Genomic DNA, 20,940 nt, shown 5'->3' with positions numbered 1-20,940 from the left:
CCCATCCGCCTAGCGAGCAGCTTAACCGTGGGGGCGAGGCGGATTCAATTGCAGAGTGTAGGCGAAGCCGCTTAGAAGAACTCTAATCAGTACTTGAGCGTCGTAACTCACTTGGAACCCGCGCTCGTGGAGCTAGTCGCCAACGTTTCACGGAACGGTGGAAACCGGAAATACGTTATCACCGCGAGACGAATGACCTCGAGCTATGCCTTGAAATACCGAAACGGGATCGCGCTCGCTCGGCCAAATTGGCCAGCTTGCGGCTAACATCGAGTTTCCTCTGAAAATGTCAATTCCTGTGTTACTGCAAATTCGAACGCCAGCATCTCTGCGATAGCGAACACTCAGTCGCTCAGACCGAAAATAACCCTCCTTGGCTCTTTAGGCCGATCAACCCACACCCTCACGTCAGAAAGTTCAGTTGCGACTTGCACCAGCATCTCATCAAGCTTTTCGCTCGTATTCACAGAAACTTGGCAATCCGGCGTCTCGATCGCACCTTCAAATATTAAGATCATTCCCGGCGACGGATCGTTCGAGCACGGATACAACAGTTCAACCATCGTAGAGCCGTCAATTTCAGAAAGAGTTCCGACGGAGACGCACGTTGAGTTGGCTTCATATGGCCCGTCACCTTTCCATTCCGGAATCTGTAATCGTTCGTTATCTGGATTATACAAAAATACGATAGAATTTGCTATAGGTTGTTCGATCTTCATTTTTTTCACTTTGATTACTCCCCGCCTTCAGGTTCGCGGCGCCGACGCGCCAACTCAGCGGTTGCTTCTCCGCCTTGTCGCCGACTACAGTTTAAGCTGTGTGGATACAAACGCTGAGCGGATCCTGAGTCGTTCAAAGAAGAGACCGGTTGATGATCGAGAATGTGGTGCCCTGATGTTGTGCCTGGGTCTGTAGCGCCGCACGTATGACATCCGCTATCTCGGCCAATTCGGTCAATTTCAGCCCGTTCCTGCGATGAGAAATTCCGCCCAGACCCTCGAGCCGGTATTGACTCACCGGCATGATCTCCAACCCGAAGCGTAGTCCTAGCCGCATCGGCTCCGTTTAAAGCTAATCGACCTGCGGTGGCCGCCGACCCGACAGCAGGTATTAGCGCCGCACCTGAAATAGAAGCGTTCTCGAAATCCCCCTCGGCAAGATAGAGGGCGGCGTTAGCTACATCCGCAACTGCCCCAAACGGCTCGGTCATACCTACAACGTCAAGAGCTGCATGCGTCCCCTCTATCGACAGCGTGGAATACATTCCTTGAACGACTTCGATTTGCTCCTCATTGAGCCCATCTCGAGCGAGACTTGCAGAACAGACTTCACATCCGACAGATTGCTGCCCTGTCGGATCGGTCATGTTCAGAGGATTGCTCCCGACATAAGCATAGAGGTTCATCTGGTCGGCATAGAGGACCGGGTCGGTTTCGAGGAAGCGTCCGAGCGCGGGGTCGTAATAGCGCGCCCGGTAGTGGAAGATCCCCCATTCGGGTTCCAGTCGGCGGCCCGTATAGCGATAGGGGTTGGATGAGGTGTTCCACGGCTCCTCCACGCCATAGGGCTCGTAGACATATTGAGCTGTGATCGTGCCCGAGGCATTGACCATGGCGATGACATTCCCCAGCCGGTCGGCATGGTAATACTCATACCCGCTGGTGGCACAGGGATTGCCGGAATAGGGCGTTCAGTCAGCATTCTTGCCATTCATGGCTGTCGCAAAGTCGCTCCCGACAGACAAAACCGTTCCCCGCGTTCCGCCACGCCATAGCCCGCCGCCTCGACAATCGCGCGTTCCGGACTGCCGGGAAACCGCACCGGATTGGTGTGGTTGAAATGGATGAAGCGGATTTTCGCCCGCTCTTCGTCCGGCAGGTCCGCGAAGCGCGCCATGGAATGGCGGATGAAGGGATGCGGGAAGCCGCTCATGTCGCGGCCCGGGATTTCGCCGTCATCGAAGAAGGTGGCATCGAAATAGGCCCGGTCGACGCTGGCGATCATCTGCTCGATCTGCCCGCCCTCCGGGTCCCATTCCTCCCAGCTGTCGATATCCGGGATGAACAGCACGCTGCGCTGCGGCCCCATGATGCGGTAGCCGGCGACTTCGGAGAATTCCTGCCGGTGCGGCACGGTGAAGGCCTGGACCATCAGGCGCGGCGCGATGCCGAAGGCGTCCTCCTCCGGGATGGTGACGAGATCGATATTCCCGTACGCGACCAGCTGACTCCACGGGCCATTCGAACGCAGGAAGTCCGCCATCCGCTCCAGCGCATAGACCGGCGCGCCCTGAGCCCCCATCGACTCATGGCCGAGGAACATCAGCCCCGTGTAGTGGCCGATATGGGCGTGGGTCAGGAAGATACCGTCCGGCGCGTGCGGCCCGGTCGTGCCCGCCACCGTGTCGAGGTCGTGCAGCTGTTCGCGCAGGTCCGGCGTCGCCTCGAACAGGAAGCGCTCACCCGTCTCGTGATGCACCACGCCCAGCGAGACCGTCCGCATCGCCAGCGATGGATCCTCCCACGCCGGGTCGTCATTGCGCCCCAGCTGCGGTGCTCCGCCATCCTGCCCGACGCCGAGCACGACGAGTTCGATTTGGCAGGACGCCTGCAGCGTGAGGGCCAGAAGTTCCGCGATCATCAATCCACTCCCACGCGCCGGCTGCGCCACTGCATGTAGAACACGTCGCGCCATTCGCCGGTCATCGGACCATGATTCATCTTGCCCTGGCGGATAAAGGTCCCGACCGGCCGGAAACCACAGGATTCATGGAGGCGGATCGAACCAGTATTCTCCGGGAAGATGCCCGCCTGCACCGACCAGAAGCCAGCCTGCTCCGCCGCGAGCAGGAATGCGGTCAGCAACGCATGCCCAACACCCTGCCCGCGCGCGGCTTCGGCGACGTAGACGGCGCTCTCCCCCACCCCGGCATAGACGCAGCGGGATGACACGCCGCTCATCACCGCCCAACCCGTCACCCGGTCACGCGCATCCAGCGAAACGAGACGCGGCTTTTCGAGACGCGAGGCGTCAAATTTTTCCCAACTGGGAGTTTCGGTCTCGAATGTGGCGTGCCCGGTGGCGATGCCTTCGCCGTAAATGGCGAGGACGGAATCGGCATCCTCCTCCCGCATCGCGCGTATCCGGATCATGGCGCTCTCCACAGGCCTGACGTCTGGCCATCTTGCCCGAGTCCCGGTCAAACCGTATACCGCCAAAAATCGCGAGAGGGCGTCCATGGGCCGCGCGGACTTTCACTACGACTTCCCCCACAGATCGCTTCTGTCGATCGCGGACCTCAATCCGCTCGACGTGCAGATGCTGCTGGAGCGCGCCAGCCACTGGCACGGCGTGAACCGCACGCCGGACAAGAAGCATGACCCCCTGAAGGGTCTGACCCAGATCAACCTCTTCTTCGAGAACTCGACCCGCACCCAGGCGAGCTTCGAACTCGCGGGCAAGCGGCTCGGCGCCGATGTCGTGAATTTCTCGGTCTCGGCCTCCTCGACCGCCAAGGGCGAGACGCTGGCCGACACCGCGCGCACCCTCGCCGCGATGAACCCGGACCTGCTGGTCGTCCGTCACAAGGCCTCCGGCGCGCCGGACTTCATCGCCCGGGAAACCGGCCTGTCGGTGATCAATGCCGGAGACGGCACCCGCGAACACCCGACGCAGGCCCTGCTGGACGCCTTCGCGCTCACCGAACGCCTCGGCGATGTCGGCGGGCGGCGCATCCTGATCGTCGGTGACATCCTGCATTCGCGGGTGGCGCGCTCGAACGTCCTGCTTCTCAGCCTGCTGGGCGCGCAGATCCGCCTGTGCGCGCCCCCGACCCTGCTGCCGGCCGACGCCGACCGGTGGGGCGTGGACGTCTTCCACGATCTCGACGACGCGATCGAGGGCTGCGACGCGGTGATGACGCTGCGCCTGCAGAAGGAACGCATGTCCGGCGGCTATATCCCGTCGGAGCGCGAATATTTCCGCTTCTACGGCCTGACCCATCGCCGCATGGAGGCCGCCCAGCCCGGCGCGCTCGTCCTGCATCCCGGCCCGATGAATCGCGGGGTCGAGATCGACGGCGCACTGGCCGATGACGAGGAAGTCAGCCTGATCCTGGATCAGGTCGAGGCCGGTGTGGCCGTCCGCATGGCGGTTCTGGAAATGCTCGGCGAACAGACGCGCCGCAACACGGAGCGCCGCCGATGAGCCAGCGATTTGCCATCGTCAATGCGCGCCTCGTCGACCCGGCCAGCGGGATGGACGAAGCCGGCGGCGTCCTCGTCGAGGACCACCACATCGTCGAATTCGGCCCCGGCGTGCGCGGCATCAATCTTGAGGATGTCGAGGTGATCGACGCCCACGGCGCGATCCTCGCCCCGGCGCTGATCGATCTGCGCGCCGGGATCGAGCCGCCTTTCACGCCCGGCGGAGAGACCATTGCCAGCCTGTCGGCCGCTGCGGCGGCAGGCGGAATCGGCACGCTTGTGCTCGGCCCGCATGCCGCAACGCCCTTCGACACGCCGGAAACCGTCCGTGCGCTCAGCCACGAGACCCGCCCCATGCGCGTGCGCATGCCGGTGGCGGGCGGCGCGACGCGCAGCCTCGCGGGCGAGACCATGTCCGAGATCGGCCTGATGCACGACGCCGGCGCGCTTTTCGTCTCGAATGGCGACGCGCCGATCGCCGATACGCGCGTCCTGCGCAGCCTCTTGTCCTATGCCAGCCATTTCGAAGCCTGGGTGGCCGTACGACCGGCCGATGCCTGCCTGTCCGCGGGCGCCGCCGCGACGGAAGGCGAATGGGCGGCGCGCAACGGCATTCCCGCCGAACCGGCCGTGGCAGAACGCATGGCGATCGAACGCCTCGCCGCCCTCGGCGAGCTGACCGGCGGGCGTGTCCTGATCGACCGGATCTCGACCGAAGCGGGTCTCGACGCGCTCACCCGCGCCAAGCGCAAGGGGCTGGAGATCGGTGCGACCGCTTCGGTGAACAGCCTCCTGCTCAACGAGGTCGATGCCGGCGGGTTTGACGCCAGCATGCGCCTCGTCCCGCCGCTGCGTTTCGAAGCCGACCGCGAAGCGCTGGTCCGCGCCATCACCGAAGGCCTGGTCGATGCGGTCGTATCAGACCACCGACCGCTTTCGGTCGAAGCCAAATCCGAGCCCTGGCCGGAGGCTGCTGCGGGCTCGACCGGGGTCGAAACCCTGCTCGCCGCCCTCCTCTCGCTTGTCCATGACAGCCAGCTGGACCTGATCGACGCGCTGCGCGTCGTCACCTCAGGCCCCGCCGACCTGATCGGCCTGCCGCAAGGCCGGATGGAGGAAGGCGCCCCCGCCGACCTCGTCCTGATCGACGGCGATGCGCCCTGGGTCTACCGCGCCGCCGACGGCCTCTCCGCCCGGCGCAATGCCGCGCTAGAAGGCCGCCGCTTCCAGGGCCGGGTCTTGAAGACTTTCGTCGCCGGGGCGATGATCCATTCGGAGTAGGTGCGGCGGCGAGTGATGGCTGGATTTCAATCAGAACGCCCACGCTATGCGCGCCTGTCATTCCGGCAACAGGCCATTCTGAATTCGCTCCCGCGCCCATCAGTTGGACGCTTTCGTCCGTGGGCCATCAGCGCGGTCGGACGCGACGGTCACAACTATCCCAACGTCCTTGTCGGAAACGCGGACGACTTCTTCGCGATCTGGGGCGTATGGCCGCGTGACGATCGCGGCAAATCCGAGATCGACATCCGGTCGGTTGAGGATTTCCACCCGTCGCCCAATGCGATGCCCGTGTCATGCTTGAACAAACAGGTCATTTCGGAAATCGGGATGGGCGGAAACGGCTTTGCCCTCGAGTTTGAAGACGGGCGGATTCTGGACTGCACGACCGGCAATGCGTCCCAGTTTCTGAATTTGCCTGAGGGCTATTCGATCGAAAAAATCGTCGACATTCACCCCTATCGGATCCGAGGTGGAACCAATGTCGGCGCAGAATTTCTCTGGTGTTTGTATGACGGCGACCCGCATTAATCTGGTTTGCCTCGACGGAACAATCGTTCAACATTACAACCCATAGTCGAAAGTGAGGAAGGCATGTCGATCTGGACGCTGGCAGCAATGCTGATGGCCGCGGGCGGCGGCTATCTTCTTGGCTCCATCCCTTTCGGCCTCGTCATCACGAAGCTCGCGGGCCTGGGCGACATTCGCGCCATCGGCTCGGGCAATATCGGCGCGACCAATGTCCTGCGCACGGGCCGCAAGGATCTCGCCCTTGCGACCCTTGTTCTCGATGCCGGCAAGGCAGGCGTCGCGGCGCTGATCTTCACCTGGCTGATCGGCACCGAAGCGGGACTGGTCGCGGGCGGCGCTGCCTTTTTCGGGCATTGCTTCCCGGTCTGGCTGGGATTCAAGGGCGGCAAGGGGGTCGCGACCTTCTACGGCACCATTCTCGCCGTCGCCTGGCCGGTCGGCCTGCTCGCAGCGCTGACCTGGATCGGCATGGCGCTGATGATGCGGATTTCCTCGCTCAGCGCGCTGGTCGCCGCAGCAGCGTCACCAATCATCGCCTACGCCTTCGGACGCGGTGACGTGGCGATCCTCTGCCTCTTCCTCGCCGTCATCATCTACTGGCGTCACCGCGCCAACATCGCCCGCCTGCTTGACGGCAGCGAGCCGAAGATCGGCGGTGCCAAGGCGTGAGCGCAAACCGCACCGCCTGGCTGCGGCTTGCCCGCACCGACGGGGTTGGTCCCGTCACCTTCTTCAAGCTGATCGAACGGTTTGGCGAAGCCGAGGCCGCGCTCGACGCCCTGCCCGGTCTCGCTCGCAAGGCCGGACGCGCGCAGGCCCCGCGCATTCCCTCCCGCGAGGAGGCCGAAAGCGAGATCGCGGCGACGGAGGACTTTGGCGCCCGCATCGCGATCGCTTCTGACCCGGACTATCCCCCGCTCCTCCTCGAACTCGACCCGCCACCCCCGGTCCTGACGCTGATGGGCCCCCTTGGCTTCGACCGGCCCTCCTGCGCCATCGTCGGCTCGCGCAATGCCTCCGCGATCGGGATGAAGTTCGCGCGGGAACTGGCGCAAGGCCTCGGCGCGCAGGGCGTCACGGTCGTGTCCGGCCTGGCGCGCGGAATCGACGGAGCCGCCCACACCGGATCGCTGGAGACCGCAACGGTCGCCGTGCTGGCCGGGGGCATCAACCACATCTACCCGCCGGAACACCGGGAGCTTCAGGCCGAGATCGCCAGGCGCGGCTGTCTGGTCACGGAATCGCGTTTCGGCCTGTCGCCGACCGCCCGCGATTTCCCGCGCCGCAACCGGATCATTTCCGGCCTGTCGCTCGGCACCGTCGTGGTCGAGGCGGCGCTGAAATCCGGGTCTCTGATTACCGCGAGACTGGCCGCCGAACAGAACCGCGAGGTCATGGCGACGCCCGGTTCGCCGCTCGATCCTCGCGCCAAAGGCACCAACAAGCTGATCCGGGAGGGCGCCGCCCTGATCGAAAGCGCGGACGACGTGCTGGACATCATCGGCCAGCTGAAGCGCCGCGCCGCCGAGGAAGAGGGAGAAGGCTGGTCACCACCATCGCCCGATGGCGAGGCGCCGGATGACAACGATATCGACGCCGTGCGGGAGCGCGTTGCGGACCTGTTGTCGCCCTCGCCTGTCAGCGTGGACGAACTGGCCCGAGCAGCCAGCTGCCCGGTCGGGCTGGTCATGGCGGCGCTTGTCGAACTGGAACTGGCCGGCCGGGCGGAAATCGCGCCGGGCGGCCAGGTCAGGTCCGCCTAATTGCGATGAGGATTACCCGCCGTCGCCTCAAGCCTGACCACGTGAATGGCAGCGGCAATGACGGCGGCGGACTGAATGAGTCCCGCAGTCTGCGCGATCTCGGCAAGGTCCGCCAACAATTCAGCGGTAAAGTCAGCCGCCTCCGTCGCGAGAATCGCGCGACCCTCTTCACCAGTCGATTGCATGCCCGCCCCCGGAATCTACCTGTGCGAGTATTAGTGCATGATGAAATTTCGCTTTGCAAGTTGTGCCGCCCGTTGACACCCGCCTGACCCTCCCCCACGTTCCCGCGCCGCTGCCCGACCGGCAGAAGCCGCTTTCCACAACGGAATCAGAATGAACGTCGTCGTCGTCGAATCCCCGGCCAAGGCCAAGACCATCAACAAATATCTCGGCAAGGACTTCGAAGTCCTCGCCAGCTTCGGCCATGTCCGCGATTTGCCACCGAAAGACGGCTCGGTCCGTCCCGACGACGATTTCGCAATGGAATGGGAGGTCGAACCGGCCTCCGCCAAGCGGATCAAGGCGATCGCCGACGCCGTGAAGGGGGCCGACAGGCTGATCCTCGCGACCGACCCGGACCGCGAAGGCGAAGCCATTTCCTGGCACCTTCTGGAAGCGTTGACCAAGCGCAAAGTCCTCAAAGGTGTCGCGGTCGAACGCGTCGCCTTCAATGCGATCACCAAGACCGCGATCACCGAAGCGATGCGCCATCCGCGCGCCATCGACATGGAACTGGTCGAGGCCTACCTGGCGCGCCGCGCCCTCGACTATCTCGTCGGATTCACGCTGTCGCCGGTGCTCTGGCGCAAGCTGCCGGGCGCTCGATCGGCCGGCCGCGTGCAGTCCGTCGCGCTGCGCCTCGTCTGCGACCGGGAACTCGAGATCGAGAAATTCCGTCCGGAGGAATACTGGACGGTCGAGGCCGACATGGCGTCGGGCAAGTCTGCCTCCTTTCGCGCCCGCCTGACAAAGTTCGAGGGCAAGAAGATCGACAAGATGTCGATCGGCGACCGCGCCATGGCGAAATCCGCCGTCGCCGCGATCGAGGCCGCAAGCTTCACCATCGCTTCGGTCGAGGCCAAGCCGGCGAAGCGCCACCCGGCCCCGCCCTTCACCACCTCGACGCTGCAGCAGGAAGCCGCGCGCAAGCTGGGCTTCAACGCGCAGCGCACAATGCGCACCGCGCAGAAACTCTATGAAGGCGTCAATCTCGGCGGCGAAACGGTCGGCCTGATCACCTATATGCGGACCGACGGCGTCTCCATGGTCGGCGAGGCGATCAGCGAAGCCCGCCATGTGATCGGCGACCGTCACGGCGCGCTCTACCTGCCGTCCAGTCCGCGCGTTTATGCCTCCAAACAGAAGAATGCGCAGGAAGCCCACGAAGCCATCCGTCCGACCAGCTTTTCGCGCCTGCCGGAAAACCTGCATCTCGATGGCGACGAGGCGAAGCTCTACGCGCTGATCTGGAAGCGCGCCGTCGCCAGCCAGATGGAGAGCGCGCGCTTCGAACGCACCACGATCGACATGGAGAATGCCGACGGCACGCTCGCCATGCGCGCGACCGGTTCGGTCCTGCTCTTCGACGGCTTCCTGACCCTCTACACCGAAGGCCGGGACGACGAGGAAGACGAGAACGATACCCGCCTGCCGAAGGTCGATGAAGGCGCGCCGGCGGACGTGAAGAAGACCTATGCCGATCAGCACTTCACCCAGCCGCCCCCGCGCTACACAGAGGCATCGCTGGTCAAGAAGATGGAAGAGCTCGGCATCGGCCGCCCGTCGACCTATGCCTCCGTCCTGACCGTTCTGCGCGAACGCGACTATGTCCGCATGGACAAGAACCGCTTCATCCCGGAGGACAAGGGCCGCGTCGTCACCGCTTTCCTCGAGAATTTCTTCGCGCGCTATGTCGAATACGACTTCACCGCGGATCTCGAGAACCAGCTCGACAAGGTGTCCGCCGGCGACCTCGACTGGAAGCAGCTGCTGAGGGATTTCTGGACCCAGTTTTCTGCCTCGGTGAACGACATTGGCGATCTCCGGATCGGCGATGTGCTCGAAGCGCTGAACACGGCACTTGCCCCGCACATCTATCCGGAACGCGAGGACGGCTCCGATCCGCGCGAATGCCCGTCCTGCAAGAAGGGCACGCTGTCGATCCGCCTCGGCAAGTTCGGCGCCTTCGTCGGCTGCTCGAATTATCCCGACTGCAAGTTCACGCGTCCGCTTGGCGCGACCGACGAGGCCCCCGCCGCCGAGGGCGACGGCGCGCTCGGCGAGGAGCCCGCATCGGGCGAGACCATCTATCTGAAGGATGGCCGTTTCGGCCCCTATCTGGAGATGGCCGTCGCCGGTGAGGAAAAGCCGAAACGCTCCTCCCTGCCGAAGGGCTGGGCCAAGGACACGATCAATCTCGAACGGGCGATCAAACTGCTCTCGCTGCCGCGCGAAGTCGGTCCGCACCCCGAGGACGGGGAGATGATCGAAGCCGGTCTCGGCCGCTACGGTCCCTTTGTGCGGCATGGAAGAACATACGCGAATGTCTCTGATATCGAAGAAGTATTCGACATCGGCTTGAACCGCGCCGTCACGCTGATCGCCGAAAAGAAAGCGGGTGGCGGGCGGGGCGCTACGTCGGAGCCGCTCAAGGAACTTGGCGAGCATGACGGCGACCATGTCCGCGTCATGAAGGGCCGTTATGGTCCCTATGTGAAGTGGAAGAAGGTCAACGCCACCCTGCCCAAGGGGCTCGCTCCGGAAGACGTGACGCTCGAAAAGGCGCTCGAACTGATCCAGGAACGTGCTGCCAAGGGCGGCAAGAAGGGGGCGCGGAAGACCGCAAAGACCCCCGCCAAAAAGTCCGCCTCCGGCACGAAGAAGAAGCCTGCGGCCAAGAAGAAAACCGCAGCAAAGGCAAAAGGCTAGAGACAGAACTTGTCAACGGACTTTGATCCGAAGGAAACCGGCTTTACCCGCGACGCCCTGCTCGAGGCCATCCGCCTTGGACAGGGCCGCGCCAGCAAGCGCGATCTGGCGCAGGCTCTGAAGCTCGACGCCGATCAGAAAGCCTTCCTGAAGACCGCCCTGCGCATTCTCGAGGACGAGAAGGCGATCCACCGCGAAGGCCGCAAGGGTTGGGCCCTGTCCGACACCTTGCCCGAAGTCGCCGTGGTGGAAATCCACGACCGCGATACCGATGGCGAACTGCTCGCGCGCCTGACCAAGCCCGGCGCACCGGCCGCACGGATCCGCCTGGCACCCGGAGAGGGCGCTGGCGGGCGCGGCGGCCCGGCGCTTGGCATTGGCGACCGCGCCCTCGTCCGTCTCGCAAGGGACGATGAAGGCGGCTGGGAAGCCCGCCTCATCCGCAAACTGGGCCAGAGCGCCCACACCATCCTTTGCGTCCTTCGGAAGGGCAAAGGCCGGCCCGCGCTGAAGCCGGTTGACCGGCGGTCGAAAGACGATCTCGTCCCGATGAAGGGCGAAGCGGAGAAGGCCAAGGACGGCGATCTCGTCCTCTGCCGCATTGCGCGCGCAGAACGGCGCGGCGGCCCGAAACCGGCGCATATCATCGAGGTGATCGGCAGCGCGGATTCGCCCGGCGCCGGCAGCATTATCGCCCTGCACTCCCACGGCATTCCCACCGACTTCGGCGAAGAGGAATTCCGCCAGGCGCAGGACGTAAAGCCTGCCAGCCAGGGCAATCGCGAAGATCTCCGCGCCATGCCGCTTGTCACGATCGACCCCGACGACGCCAAGGACCATGACGATGCCGTCTGGGCCGCGCCGGACGAGGATCCCGGTAACAAGGGCGGCTGGGTCGTCATCGTCGCCATTGCCGACGTCGCCGCCTATGTCACGCCGGGCTCGGCCCTTGATCGCGGCGCCCTGAAGCGCGGCAATTCGGTCTACCTGCCGGACCGCGTCGTGCCGATGTTGCCCGAACGCCTGTCGAACGATCTTTGCTCACTGCGCGAAAACGAGGACCGGCCCTGCATGGCCGTCCGCATGGTGTTCGACAAGAGCGGTCACAAGCGGGGCCACCGCTTTCTGCGCGGCTGGATGCGTTCGGCGGCCAAGCTCAGCTACACTCAGGTGCAGACGGCCATCGACGGTCACCCCGACGACAAGACCGGCCCGCTGCTCGAACCGGTCCTGAAACCGCTCTGGGGCGCCTACGCCGCGATGAAGACGGCGCGCGATCAGCGCCAGCCGCTGGAGATCGACTCCCCCGAACGCAAGGTCCGCGTCGGCGAGGACGGCAAGGTGATCGGCGTCGAGACCCGAGAACGGTTCGACGCCCACCGGCTGATCGAGGAATGCATGATCCAGGCGAATGTCTGCGCCGCGGAGACGCTGGAGCAGGCGAAGCTGTCGCTGATCTACCGCGTCCACGAACCCCCGAGCGCCGAAAAACTTCAGGCGCTTGCGGACTTTCTCGACACGCTCGACATGAATTGGGCGCAGGGCGAGACGGTGCGCACCGAACGCTTTAACCGCCTGCTGGAACGCGCCAAGGACACGCCGCATTATGCGACCATCAACGAGGTTGTTCTCCGCACCCAGTCGCAGGCGGTCTATTCGCCCGATAATCAGGGCCATTTCGGCCTCAACCTCCGCCGCTACGCGCACTTCACCTCGCCGATCCGGCGCTATGCCGACCTGACGGTGCACCGCGCGCTGATCCGCGCCGGCAAGTTCGGCAAGGACGGCCAGACAGATGCCGAGGCGAGCCAGCTCGAAGCCATCGCGGAAGACATCACTGCCGCGGAACGCCGCGCCATGGCCGCCGAACGCGATGCCGTCGACCGCTATGTCGCGCTTTACATGTCGGAGCATGTCGGCAGCGAATTCCCCGGCCGGATTACCGGCGTCACGCGGTTCGGCGCCTTCATCCGGCTGGACGAGACCGGGGCCGACGGCCTGGTCCCGATCAGCCAGCTCGGCAATGAACGCTATTATCACGACGAAGCGGCCCATGCCCTGATCGGCGAACGGTCCGGCGACACCTACCGGCTCGGCATGCCGGTGAAGGTTCGCATCCTCGAAGCCGCGCCGATCACCGGCGGCCTTCTGCTTGAACTGACGACCCCGCCCGAAGACGGAAAGCCGCCGCGCCATGGGCGCGGACGCGGCCGTCCCGGCGGCCATCGAGGCCGCGGAGGACCAAAAGGCCGACCCGGCGGCCACAAGGGCGGAAAGAAGGTCGGCAAGGTGAAGAAGGGCAAGCGCCGGTGAACCCGCCGCTGCGTCCGAAACTCGCCGGATCGCTGATCCTTACCCGACCGGCGGGCAGCAGTGTCGAAATCCTGATGGGCCGCCGGTCCGCAAAGCACGCCTTCATGCCCGACCGATACGTGTTTCCCGGGGGCCGAGCCGACCGCGCGGACGCCTACGCGCCACTGGCGGGGGATCTGCCGCAGCCGGTCATGGGCTGCATGACAAAGGCAATGCCGGAAAACCGGGCGCGCGCCGTGGCAGTCGCAAGCGTTCGGGAGACCGCGGAGGAAACCGGCTATCTGCTCGCCGCTCCTGCCGAGATCCGCAGCCGCCATGCGGCCTGGTCGCCCTTCCGCCGGCACGGCGTCGCCCCGGACCTGTCGACGCTCAGATTGATCGCGCGCGCGATCACTCCGCCGGGACGCGTGCGCCGCTTCGATGCCTGGTTTTTCCATGCCGACGCCTCCGCCCTGCGGGAGGAACGCGTGGAGATCACCGATCCGGAGCTGGAAGACATTCTCTGGGTCCCGTTCGAAAAGACCGGCGACCTGCCCCTGCCCCATGTCACGCGCTTCGTGTTGAACGAGCTCGACCGCCAACTGAAGGACGCGAAGGCGCAGCCGCGCCACATCCGCGAACTGGCGCGCAAGGTCCGCATCGATCCGTTATGACCCCCACCTCATCCCACCCCCGCGGTGGGAGGGTGAAGAATCGCCGAAGCCATTCCCTCCCCTTGAGGGGAGGGCAAGGGTGGGGTGAAAATCACAGGACATCCGCGTCCAGGCCCGCTATAGCGCGGCCATGATCGCCCGCCTGCTCCTGTCTCCCGATTTTGCGCGCAACCGTTCCCTAGCGGCAGCGATCGTCTGCGCGACTTTGTCAGGCTGCGGTTTCACGCTGTTGATGCCGGTGATCGGCATCAATCTGGAAATGATGACCGGATCCGGCGCGCTCGTCGGCCTCAACGGGGCCGCTGCCGCGCTTTCGACCATCGTCGCCACGCCCTTCGTTCCGCGGATGCTGTCGCGCCTGCCCGGGCGTCCGCTGATCGTTCTGAGCCTGCTGTTCGCGGCCGCCTGTCTGCCCCTCTTCCGGCTGATCCCGGACGTGACGGCGTGGTTCGTTCTGCGCTTCGCGATGGGCATCGCAATCACCATCGTCTTTGTCGCTTCGGAAACCTGGATCAACCAGATCGCGACCCCGGCCCGGCGCGCCACGATTTTGGCAATGTATGCGACTGCGCTGGCCTGCGGCTTCGGGCTCGGCGGACTGCTCTTGTCCATCCTCGGTTCCCAAGGGTGGGCGCCCTGGATCGCCGGCACGCTGCTGTTCTCGCTTGGCACCATCCCTGTGATGGTGCTGCGCGGCCCAGAGATCGAGCCGCCCTCGCCTCGAGATGCCAGCGCGCTTGCGATGCTGAAAGCCGCCGCCATCGCCCCCACGGCCGTGGGGGCGGGGCTGCTCTTTGGTGCGACCGAGACGATCTTCTTCTCGCTGATGCCGGTGTATGGCGTCCGCATCGGCCTCGCCGAAGCCGCCATCGGCATCATCATGGCCTGCGGTGCGGTCGGCGGCATCCTGATGCAGGTGCCCGTCGGACGCCTTGCCGACACGGTGGGGAAGCGCCCCGTCGTGACGGCTATCGCGCTCGTCTGCCTGATCGGCCCGGCCTTTGTCTGGATGGCGGGAAGCACAGCGTTCGCGCTCTATGCCGTGATGTTCGTCTATGTCGGCCTGGCCACGACGCTCTACACGCTCGGCCTCGCCATGATTGGCGACCGCTTTACCGGCGGGGCCATTGCCGCGGCCAACGCCGCCTTCGTCATGGCCTACGGCGTTGGTTCCTTCGCCGGACCGCCCGTAGCCGGTGCGGCGATGGACATGATCGATCCGCAAGGCGTGCTGCTTGTCCTGTCCGGTTTCGCACTGCTCTTCATTGCGGTGCTGACCATCCGCATCGTGCAGCGCCGGACCGGTTGACAACCTCGTGCCCATGCGTATGTTCCGCCGCTCCGCGCCGGGCGGCATTGCCCTGCGTACAAAGCTTATTCGGGTGATTTCGTCATGGCCAAACCGACGACCATCAAGATCCGCCTCAACTCGACCGCCGGTACGGGCTATTTCTACGTGACGAAGAAGAATGCCCGCACGATGACCGAGAAGCTCGTGCTGAAGAAGTACGACCCGGTCGCGAAGAAGCACGTCGAGTTCAAAGAAGCCAAGATCAAGTAAGGATCGGCGCGGCTAACCGCGCCGTCTTTCTGTCGCCTTTTCAGGCCGCCCGGCTCTCGCGCTTGGCGGCCACTGTGCGATTCCGCCCCTCGGCCTTCGCCCGGTAGAGCGCGATGTCGGCCCGCTTCATCACCGATTCCGGCGATTCTCCGGGGAAGACTTCCGCAACGCCGACCGACACCGTGACGGATTTGGCGACTTCGCCTTCCGGCAGCCGGAAACAGTCCTTCGCGACCGCTTTGCGCAGCCGTTCCGCGGCGATGATCGCCTGCTGAAGATCCGTATCCGGCATGGCGATCACGAATTCTTCGCCGCCATAGCGCGCGGCAATGTCCATCGCCCGAAGCCCGCCGCGCAGGCGATCGGAAAACTGCGTCAGGATGGCATCGCCGCCGGCATGACCGTGCGTGTCATTGATCCGCTTGAAGTGATCAAGGTCCGAGATCAGCACCGAACATGGCGCGCCGCCATGGGCGCGCGATTCGACCATCTGCTGCAGCCGCGATGCGAAATAACGGCGGTTGTGCAGCCCCGTCAGCGGATCGGTGATCGCCATTTCAAGGCTTTCGTCGAGCCGTGTGCGCAGCCGGTCCGCGTAATTCTTGCGGCGCAGCTGTGTCGCCACGCGGGCGTTCAGCTCTCCGGAATCGACCGGGCGGTGAATGATGTCATTCACGCCGAGATCGAGGGCCCGAACGCTGCGCTCGATATCGTCGGGGCTGACCACGGCGACGATCGGCACATGCCGCGTCGCGGCCTCGGAACGAACCCGCGCGCATAGGCGCAGCCCGTCGAACTGGCTCGTTGTCAGGTCGATCAGCATCAGGTCGATGCCGCTGACGGCCACACGGCTCGCCAGGGCCGGATCAGTCACGACTTTCGACTGAACGCTGGACGGCAGCTTGGTGCGCAGATGCTCTCCCGCGCGAGCATCGCCCGCCACGACGAGCACCCAGTTGCCCGCCGGATTTTCGGCCTCGCCCACAAGGAAATCGGCTGGCGCATTCACTTCGCGGACGCGAAGCTCGTCGAGCACGACTTTCAGGCGCAAAAGCGACCGGACGCGCGCGAACAGCGTCACGTCGTCGACCGGCTTGGTCAGGAAATCATCGGCGCCGCATTCCAGCCCCGCCACGCGGTCTTCGCGCTGGTCGAGTGCGGTGACCATGACGACCGGAATATGCCGGGTCGTCGCATCGGCCTTCAGTCGGCGGCAGGCTTCGAACCCGTCCATCTCCGGCATCATGATGTCGAGCAGTATGACGTCGGGTTGGTCCCGGCGCGCCGCCTCGATCGCCTTTGCGCCCGAGGTCGCCGTGATGACTTCGAAATACTCGGCCTTCAGCTTGGCTTCCAGCAGCCGGACATTCGGCTCCTGATCGTCAACGACAAGGATGCGCGCGCTCATTTCGCCCGCCCCCTATCTGAGGAATTTCTGAACGGTTTCGATGAAGGTCGAGACCGTGATCGGCTTGGAGAGATAGGCCTCGCACCCGCCCGCGCGGATCCGGTCCTCGTCGCCCTTCATGGCGAAGGCGGTGACCGCGACCACGGGAATTTCGGAGAGCTCGTCGTCTTCCTTGATCCATTTCGTGACTTCCAGGCCGGACACTTCCGGCAGCTGGATATCCATCAGGATCAGATCGGGCCGGTGTTCGCGCGCCATCTCAAGCGCCTTCAGGCCATCGCGCGTCCCCGCGACCTCATAGCCATGCGCTTCGAGCAGATCATGAAACAGCTTCATGTTCAGCTCGTTGTCCTCGACGATGAGAACTTTCTTCGACATGACCTGAAGCATGCGCTGAAACGTCCTTCGCGATGGCGGCGCGGTTCTTATGCGCCTTATGACACCCCGAGTGACATTCAAGCCGATCTTCCTAAACAAAGAATGAGTCGGCCTCGCGCTTTTCTCCCCTTCCGGAACAAGATAAGAACGCCGATGTTAAGCATAAGGCGTCCGGTGGCAAAAGCATGATCCGAATCGGGATTGATCTTGGCGGCACGAAAATCGAAGCCGTGACGATGGATCCGGACGGAAACATCCAGTCCCGGCAAAGGATTCCGACCCCGTCCGGCTATCCGGACATGGTGAACGCCATTGCCTCAATCGTTCGCAACCTTCGCGCTGAAACTGCAATTTCTCCGGGGGTGGGCGTGGGACACCCGGGCTCCGCCAATCCTGATTCGGGTCTGATTCGCGGGGCGAACTCGACCTGGCTCAATGGCCGGCCGCTGAAGGCCGATCTCGAACACGCCCTCGGTTGCGAGGTCCGCCTGTCCAACGACGCCAACTGTTTCGCGCTGTCCGAAGCGATCGACGGGGCCGGAGCCGGCGCATCCAGCGTCTTCGGCGTCATCCTCGGCACCGGGGTCGGTGGCGGGCTGGTGATCGACGGAAAACTGCTTGCGGGCGCGCAAGGCATTGGCGGGGAATGGGGGCACAACCCCCTGCCGTGGCCGGAGCCTGACGAATATCCGGGCCCCGAATGCTGGTGTGGAAAGGCCGGCTGCATCGAGACCTGGCTGTCCGGGCCCGGAATCGCCGCCGACCGCTACCGAAGAACGGGGGAGACAATGACCCCGTCAGAAATTCTGGCGCATCGGAAGGAATTCGACCGGTACGTATCGCGGCTGGCCCGCGCCCTCGCCCACGTCGTGAACATCGTCGATCCGGAGGTCATCGTGCTCGGCGGTGGCGTCTCGAACACGCCGGGCCTGGCCGAAGCGGTCGAGGCCGCCCTGCCCGCTCAAGTTTTCAACGACCAGGTCTCGACGCGGGTGCGCCGCCACGCGCATGGCGATTCAAGCGGCGTCAGGGGAGCGGCGTGGTTATGGCCAGCGAACTGACCGCCCCGCCGGGCTATTGCCGCGCCTGCCTGTCGCCCTTGCCGCCGGAACCGCGCAAGACCTGCCCGGCCTGCGGTTCGCACCGACTCAAGCGCCATGCGGAACTGAACACGCTGACGATCGCGCATATCGACTGCGACGCCTTCTATGCCGCGATCGAAAAGCGCGACGACCCGAGCCTTGAAGACAAGCCGGTCATCATCGGCGGCCGCCAGCGGGGGGTCGTGGCCACGGCCTGCTATGTCGCGCGCCTCTACGGCGTGAAGTCGGCCATGCCGATGTTCCAGGCGCTGCGGCTTTGCCCCGACGCAGTGGTCCTGAAGCCGCGCGGCAGCGTCTACGCCGCCGAAGGCCGCCGCATCCAGGACATGATGCGCGACCTGACCCCGATGGTGGAACCGCTGTCCATCGACGAGGCCTTCCTCGACCTCACCGGTACCGAGCGCCTACACGGCGCGCCGCCCGCGCTCAGCCTGCTCCGGTTGCAGCGCCGGATCCGGCAGGAGGTCGGCATCACCGTCTCCGTCGGCCTGTCGCACAACAAGTTTCTCGCCAAGACCGCGTCCGACCTCGACAAGCCGGATGGCTTCGCCGTGATCGGCAAGGCCGAGACGCTCGACTTCCTGGCCTCGCGCCCGGTCGGCAGCGTCTATGGCGTCGGCCCGGCCTTCGCCTCACGCCTGGAGCGCGACGGGCTGCGCACCCTGTCGCAGATCCGGCGCATAGACGATCGCACCATGGCGGCGCGCTATGGCGAATCCGGCCTGCACCTTGCCCGGCTCGCCCGAGGCGAGGACAACCGCAAGGTCCGCCCCGATCGCGAGCGGAAAAGCATCTCGTCAGAGACCACTTTCAACACCGACATCGCGGACCTGACAGCGCTGGAGAAGCAGCTCTGGACGCTCTGCGTGAAGGTCGCCGATACCGCCAAGGCCAAGGCGACATCGGGAAGCGTGGTGACGCTGAAGCTCAAGACTGCAGAGTTCAAGTCGATCACGCGCCGTCGCACGCTGAATGCCCCGACCCAGCTGGCCGACACGCTGTTCCGGGTCGGCCGCGAACTGCTGGCGAAGGAGGCAAGCGGCACGCGCTACCGCCTGATCGGGATTGGTATATCCGACCTTGAAACCGCCGGCGGCGATGCGGCCGATCTGCTCGACCCCGGCGCGACCAAGCGTGCGGCCGCGGAACGGGCCATGGACGCGGCGCGGGCAAAGTTTGGTGGAAGCGCGATCATGAAGGGCCGCGGCCTGCCGGACCGCAAGCGCGACTGATTACCCGGCTTCAGATTCGTCGCCGCAATAGCCCACGATCGCCCATCCGAACGGGCTGTCGAAACAGGTCACGAGATTGTCGACCGATTGCAGATTGGGCGGCCACTCGGCCCCGTCCGGCGCGCCGCCCTCGGGCTCCGGCATGCTGGCCAGCGCATCGCGGATCCGCTGCAGACCGTCCCGGTCGCGCTCCAGAAACGCGATCATCGCATGCGTGTAATAGTGGCCGGCCGCTGCCTCGCCGCGCTCGGGAAAGGTCTGACGGAACAGGAAGGTCGCGGATTGATAGTCCCCGCCCGCCCCGCGCATCAGCCCGGCATTCCAGGTCAGCGCGCGCAATTGCTCGGGGGTCAGGTCCGAACCATGCGCACGGTGCCAGGCGGAGATCGCATCGGCCGCCTCGAGATAGCAGTCGTTGACCGCCAGCGCCTGCCAGCCTTCGGCGGTGGTATTGAATGTCTCGTAGTTCTGGGCCTCGAAGGCCGCGGCATCGTAGGCACAGCTGGCGTCCTGTGCGGACGAAATGCCGGTCCAGGCCATTGCCAGAAACAGTCCTGTCAGAATTCGCATGCCATCCCCCGCCCGATCCCGGACCGTATGATGGAATCGGGGAAGCAGCGCAATCAAGTACCGGACTGGCGCGTCGCTCAGAGATGAGTGTCGAACCAGTCGAAGGGCTGAGGCCAGAAGGATTCGCCCTTGCGCGTGAACAAGCCCTGATGCCCGACGGCCGTCTGCCCCAGATCGGCGGGGCTCAGCCAGACCTCGTCCGAGGGCGCGTTCCCGTAGAGATTGAGGATCGTCGCAGACGCCGCCTTCGTCGCGATCGGATCGTCCGTCATTCCCCAGGACCGGATCGGCTCGCGCACGCGGTCGAACCAGTTGGGCAGCAACTGATCGAGCTCGCCGCCATAATAGCGCGGATTGAAGCACCAGCGCCGCCACTGCGTGAATACGCGCCTGGGCAAGGCCGTCCCGCCCCATGGCCCGCCTGCCGGAATATGCCCCAGCGCGGCCAGACAGGCCGGGCCATAGACCAGCCAGAAGAACAGGACTTGCGGCCGGTAATGCGGCTTGTGCTGGCCCCAATATCCCGAGCCGACATTGATGAAGGCATGGGCGCGGGCGCGGTCGCTGTTCGGGCAAAAGCCGATCAGATGTCCGCCGACGCTGTGCCCCGCCGTAAAGAGCGGTTTGCCGGGCGCCAGCGCCGCCGCCGCATTGATGGCCGCCGGCATGTCGCGCTTTCCCCATGTCAGCATCGACGCGTCGAACCCGCGCATCTGCTTCGGCGCAGACCCGCCGATGCCGCGGTAATCGTAAATCAGGCAGGCATAGCCGCGTGCCGCCCCGGACTCCGCGAAGCGGCGATAGAACTCCTTCGGGAAGCCGGTGCCGGAAGAAATCAACACGGCGGCCTTGGGCTGCTCCGGAACGACGCTGAGCGCCGACAGCGCGTAGCCGTCGAGCGCCTCGATCGTCAGGGTTTCGCTTTTGATACCAGTCATGGCGCACGGTCCGGGGAAGAACAGGGGCCACTGTGCCGGATGACGCGCGCGTCAAGTCAAGCCGCTTGCGCCG

General features: G+C 64.8%; 21 protein-coding genes. 12 read left to right on the top strand and 9 right to left on the bottom strand.

Features of this window, described 5'->3' with window-relative positions:
* Window positions 1–344: 344 nt before the first annotated feature.
* From L5876_RS03215 to L5876_RS03200, 4 genes are all read right to left on the bottom strand, one after another.
* Window positions 345–728, bottom strand: coding sequence for a hypothetical protein (locus L5876_RS03215; protein WP_236954643.1), 384 nt, complete (start codon window positions 726–728; stop codon window positions 345–347).
* Between the two features lie 5 nt (window positions 729–733).
* Window positions 734–1,612 (bottom strand): RHS repeat-associated core domain-containing protein, encoded by an 879-nt coding sequence (locus tag L5876_RS03210; protein WP_236954642.1) that lies wholly within the window; start codon window positions 1,610–1,612, stop codon window positions 734–736.
* A gap of 98 nt (window positions 1,613–1,710) precedes the next feature.
* Window positions 1,711–2,640: an MBL fold metallo-hydrolase gene (locus L5876_RS03205; protein WP_236954641.1), complete on the bottom strand. Its 930-nt coding sequence runs from the start codon at window positions 2,638–2,640 to the stop codon at window positions 1,711–1,713.
* Window positions 2,640–3,152: a GNAT family N-acetyltransferase gene (locus tag L5876_RS03200; protein WP_236954640.1), complete on the bottom strand. Its 513-nt coding sequence runs from the start codon at window positions 3,150–3,152 to the stop codon at window positions 2,640–2,642. The genes L5876_RS03205 and L5876_RS03200 overlap by 1 nt, the downstream gene beginning before the upstream one ends.
* An 85-nt stretch (window positions 3,153–3,237) precedes the next feature.
* On the opposite strand from L5876_RS03200, the gene L5876_RS03195 reads away from it, so the two are divergent.
* From L5876_RS03195 to dprA, 5 genes are all read left to right on the top strand, one after another.
* A complete protein-coding gene (locus tag L5876_RS03195) occupies window positions 3,238–4,206 on the top strand; it encodes an aspartate carbamoyltransferase catalytic subunit (RefSeq protein WP_236954639.1) in 969 nt (322 codons plus the stop codon).
* Window positions 4,203–5,486, top strand: a complete 1,284-nt coding sequence (locus L5876_RS03190; RefSeq protein WP_236954638.1) for an amidohydrolase family protein — start codon at window positions 4,203–4,205, stop codon at window positions 5,484–5,486. Before L5876_RS03195 ends, L5876_RS03190 begins: the two co-directional genes overlap by 4 nt.
* Before the next feature lie 15 nt (window positions 5,487–5,501).
* Window positions 5,502–6,017: a hypothetical protein gene (locus tag L5876_RS03185; protein ID WP_236954637.1), complete on the top strand. Its 516-nt coding sequence runs from the start codon at window positions 5,502–5,504 to the stop codon at window positions 6,015–6,017.
* 63 nt (window positions 6,018–6,080) lie between these two features.
* Window positions 6,081–6,686, top strand: a complete 606-nt coding sequence (gene plsY, locus L5876_RS03180) for a glycerol-3-phosphate 1-O-acyltransferase PlsY (protein ID WP_236954636.1) — start codon at window positions 6,081–6,083, stop codon at window positions 6,684–6,686.
* Window positions 6,683–7,780 (top strand): DNA-processing protein DprA, encoded by a 1,098-nt coding sequence (dprA, locus tag L5876_RS03175; RefSeq protein WP_236954635.1) that lies wholly within the window; start codon window positions 6,683–6,685, stop codon window positions 7,778–7,780. The genes plsY and dprA overlap by 4 nt, the downstream gene beginning before the upstream one ends.
* Here dprA and L5876_RS03170 read toward each other — a convergent pair.
* Window positions 7,777–7,965 carry a hypothetical protein gene (locus tag L5876_RS03170; protein WP_236954634.1) on the bottom strand — a complete coding sequence of 63 codons (189 nt, stop codon included), beginning with the start codon at window positions 7,963–7,965 and terminating at the stop codon, window positions 7,777–7,779. The genes dprA and L5876_RS03170 overlap by 4 nt on opposite strands.
* A gap of 151 nt (window positions 7,966–8,116) precedes the next feature.
* Between L5876_RS03170 and topA the strand changes: the two genes are divergently transcribed.
* The 5 genes from topA (at window position 8,117) to rpmG (ending at window position 15,238) form a co-directional block, all read left to right on the top strand.
* Window positions 8,117–10,711 carry a type I DNA topoisomerase gene (gene topA, locus L5876_RS03165; RefSeq protein WP_236954633.1) on the top strand — a complete coding sequence of 865 codons (2,595 nt, stop codon included), beginning with the start codon at window positions 8,117–8,119 and terminating at the stop codon, window positions 10,709–10,711.
* Between the two features lie 9 nt (window positions 10,712–10,720).
* The gene (rnr, locus tag L5876_RS03160) at window positions 10,721–13,024 is read left to right on the top strand and encodes a ribonuclease R (protein WP_236954632.1); all 2,304 of its coding nucleotides are present in this window, start codon (window positions 10,721–10,723) and stop codon (window positions 13,022–13,024) included.
* Window positions 13,021–13,677, top strand: a complete 657-nt coding sequence (locus L5876_RS03155) for an NUDIX domain-containing protein (RefSeq protein WP_236954631.1) — start codon at window positions 13,021–13,023, stop codon at window positions 13,675–13,677. The genes rnr and L5876_RS03155 overlap by 4 nt, the downstream gene beginning before the upstream one ends.
* Before the next feature lie 130 nt (window positions 13,678–13,807).
* On the top strand, window positions 13,808–14,986 hold the full coding sequence (locus L5876_RS03150; protein WP_236954630.1) for an MFS transporter: 1,179 nt from the start codon (window positions 13,808–13,810) through the stop codon (window positions 14,984–14,986).
* Window positions 14,987–15,070: 84 nt separating this feature from the next.
* Window positions 15,071–15,238 carry a 50S ribosomal protein L33 gene (rpmG, locus tag L5876_RS03145; protein WP_039718003.1) on the top strand — a complete coding sequence of 56 codons (168 nt, stop codon included), beginning with the start codon at window positions 15,071–15,073 and terminating at the stop codon, window positions 15,236–15,238.
* Between the two features lie 40 nt (window positions 15,239–15,278).
* Here rpmG and L5876_RS03140 read toward each other — a convergent pair whose 3' ends face one another.
* Together L5876_RS03140 and L5876_RS03135 are read right to left on the bottom strand one after the other, a co-directional pair.
* Window positions 15,279–16,646: a PleD family two-component system response regulator gene (locus L5876_RS03140; RefSeq protein WP_236954629.1), complete on the bottom strand. Its 1,368-nt coding sequence runs from the start codon at window positions 16,644–16,646 to the stop codon at window positions 15,279–15,281.
* Window positions 16,647–16,658: 12 nt separating this feature from the next.
* Window positions 16,659–17,024, bottom strand: a complete 366-nt coding sequence (locus L5876_RS03135) for a response regulator (protein ID WP_236955031.1) — start codon at window positions 17,022–17,024, stop codon at window positions 16,659–16,661.
* Between the two features lie 185 nt (window positions 17,025–17,209).
* On the opposite strand from L5876_RS03135, the gene L5876_RS03130 reads away from it, so the two are divergent.
* Both L5876_RS03130 and L5876_RS03125 read left to right on the top strand, forming a co-directional pair.
* Window positions 17,210–18,085: an ROK family protein gene (locus L5876_RS03130; protein WP_236954628.1), complete on the top strand. Its 876-nt coding sequence runs from the start codon at window positions 17,210–17,212 to the stop codon at window positions 18,083–18,085.
* A complete protein-coding gene (locus L5876_RS03125; protein ID WP_236954627.1) occupies window positions 18,070–19,359 on the top strand; it encodes a DNA polymerase IV in 1,290 nt (429 codons plus the stop codon). The genes L5876_RS03130 and L5876_RS03125 overlap by 16 nt, the downstream gene beginning before the upstream one ends.
* On the opposite strand, the gene L5876_RS03120 is transcribed toward L5876_RS03125, so the two are convergent.
* Entirely contained in the window at window positions 19,360–19,929 is a 570-nt protein-coding gene (locus L5876_RS03120) for a hypothetical protein (protein WP_236954626.1), read from the bottom strand.
* 77 nt (window positions 19,930–20,006) lie between these two features.
* Window positions 20,007–20,867 (bottom strand): serine aminopeptidase domain-containing protein, encoded by an 861-nt coding sequence (locus L5876_RS03115; protein WP_236954625.1) that lies wholly within the window; start codon window positions 20,865–20,867, stop codon window positions 20,007–20,009.
* Window positions 20,868–20,940 lie beyond the last annotated feature (73 nt).

Origin of the sequence: Hyphobacterium sp. SN044 (assembly GCF_021864465.1) — a bacterium.
Classification (GTDB): domain Bacteria; phylum Pseudomonadota; class Alphaproteobacteria; order Caulobacterales; family Maricaulaceae; genus Hyphobacterium.
This window is presented reverse-complemented; position numbering and strand designations above follow the sequence as displayed.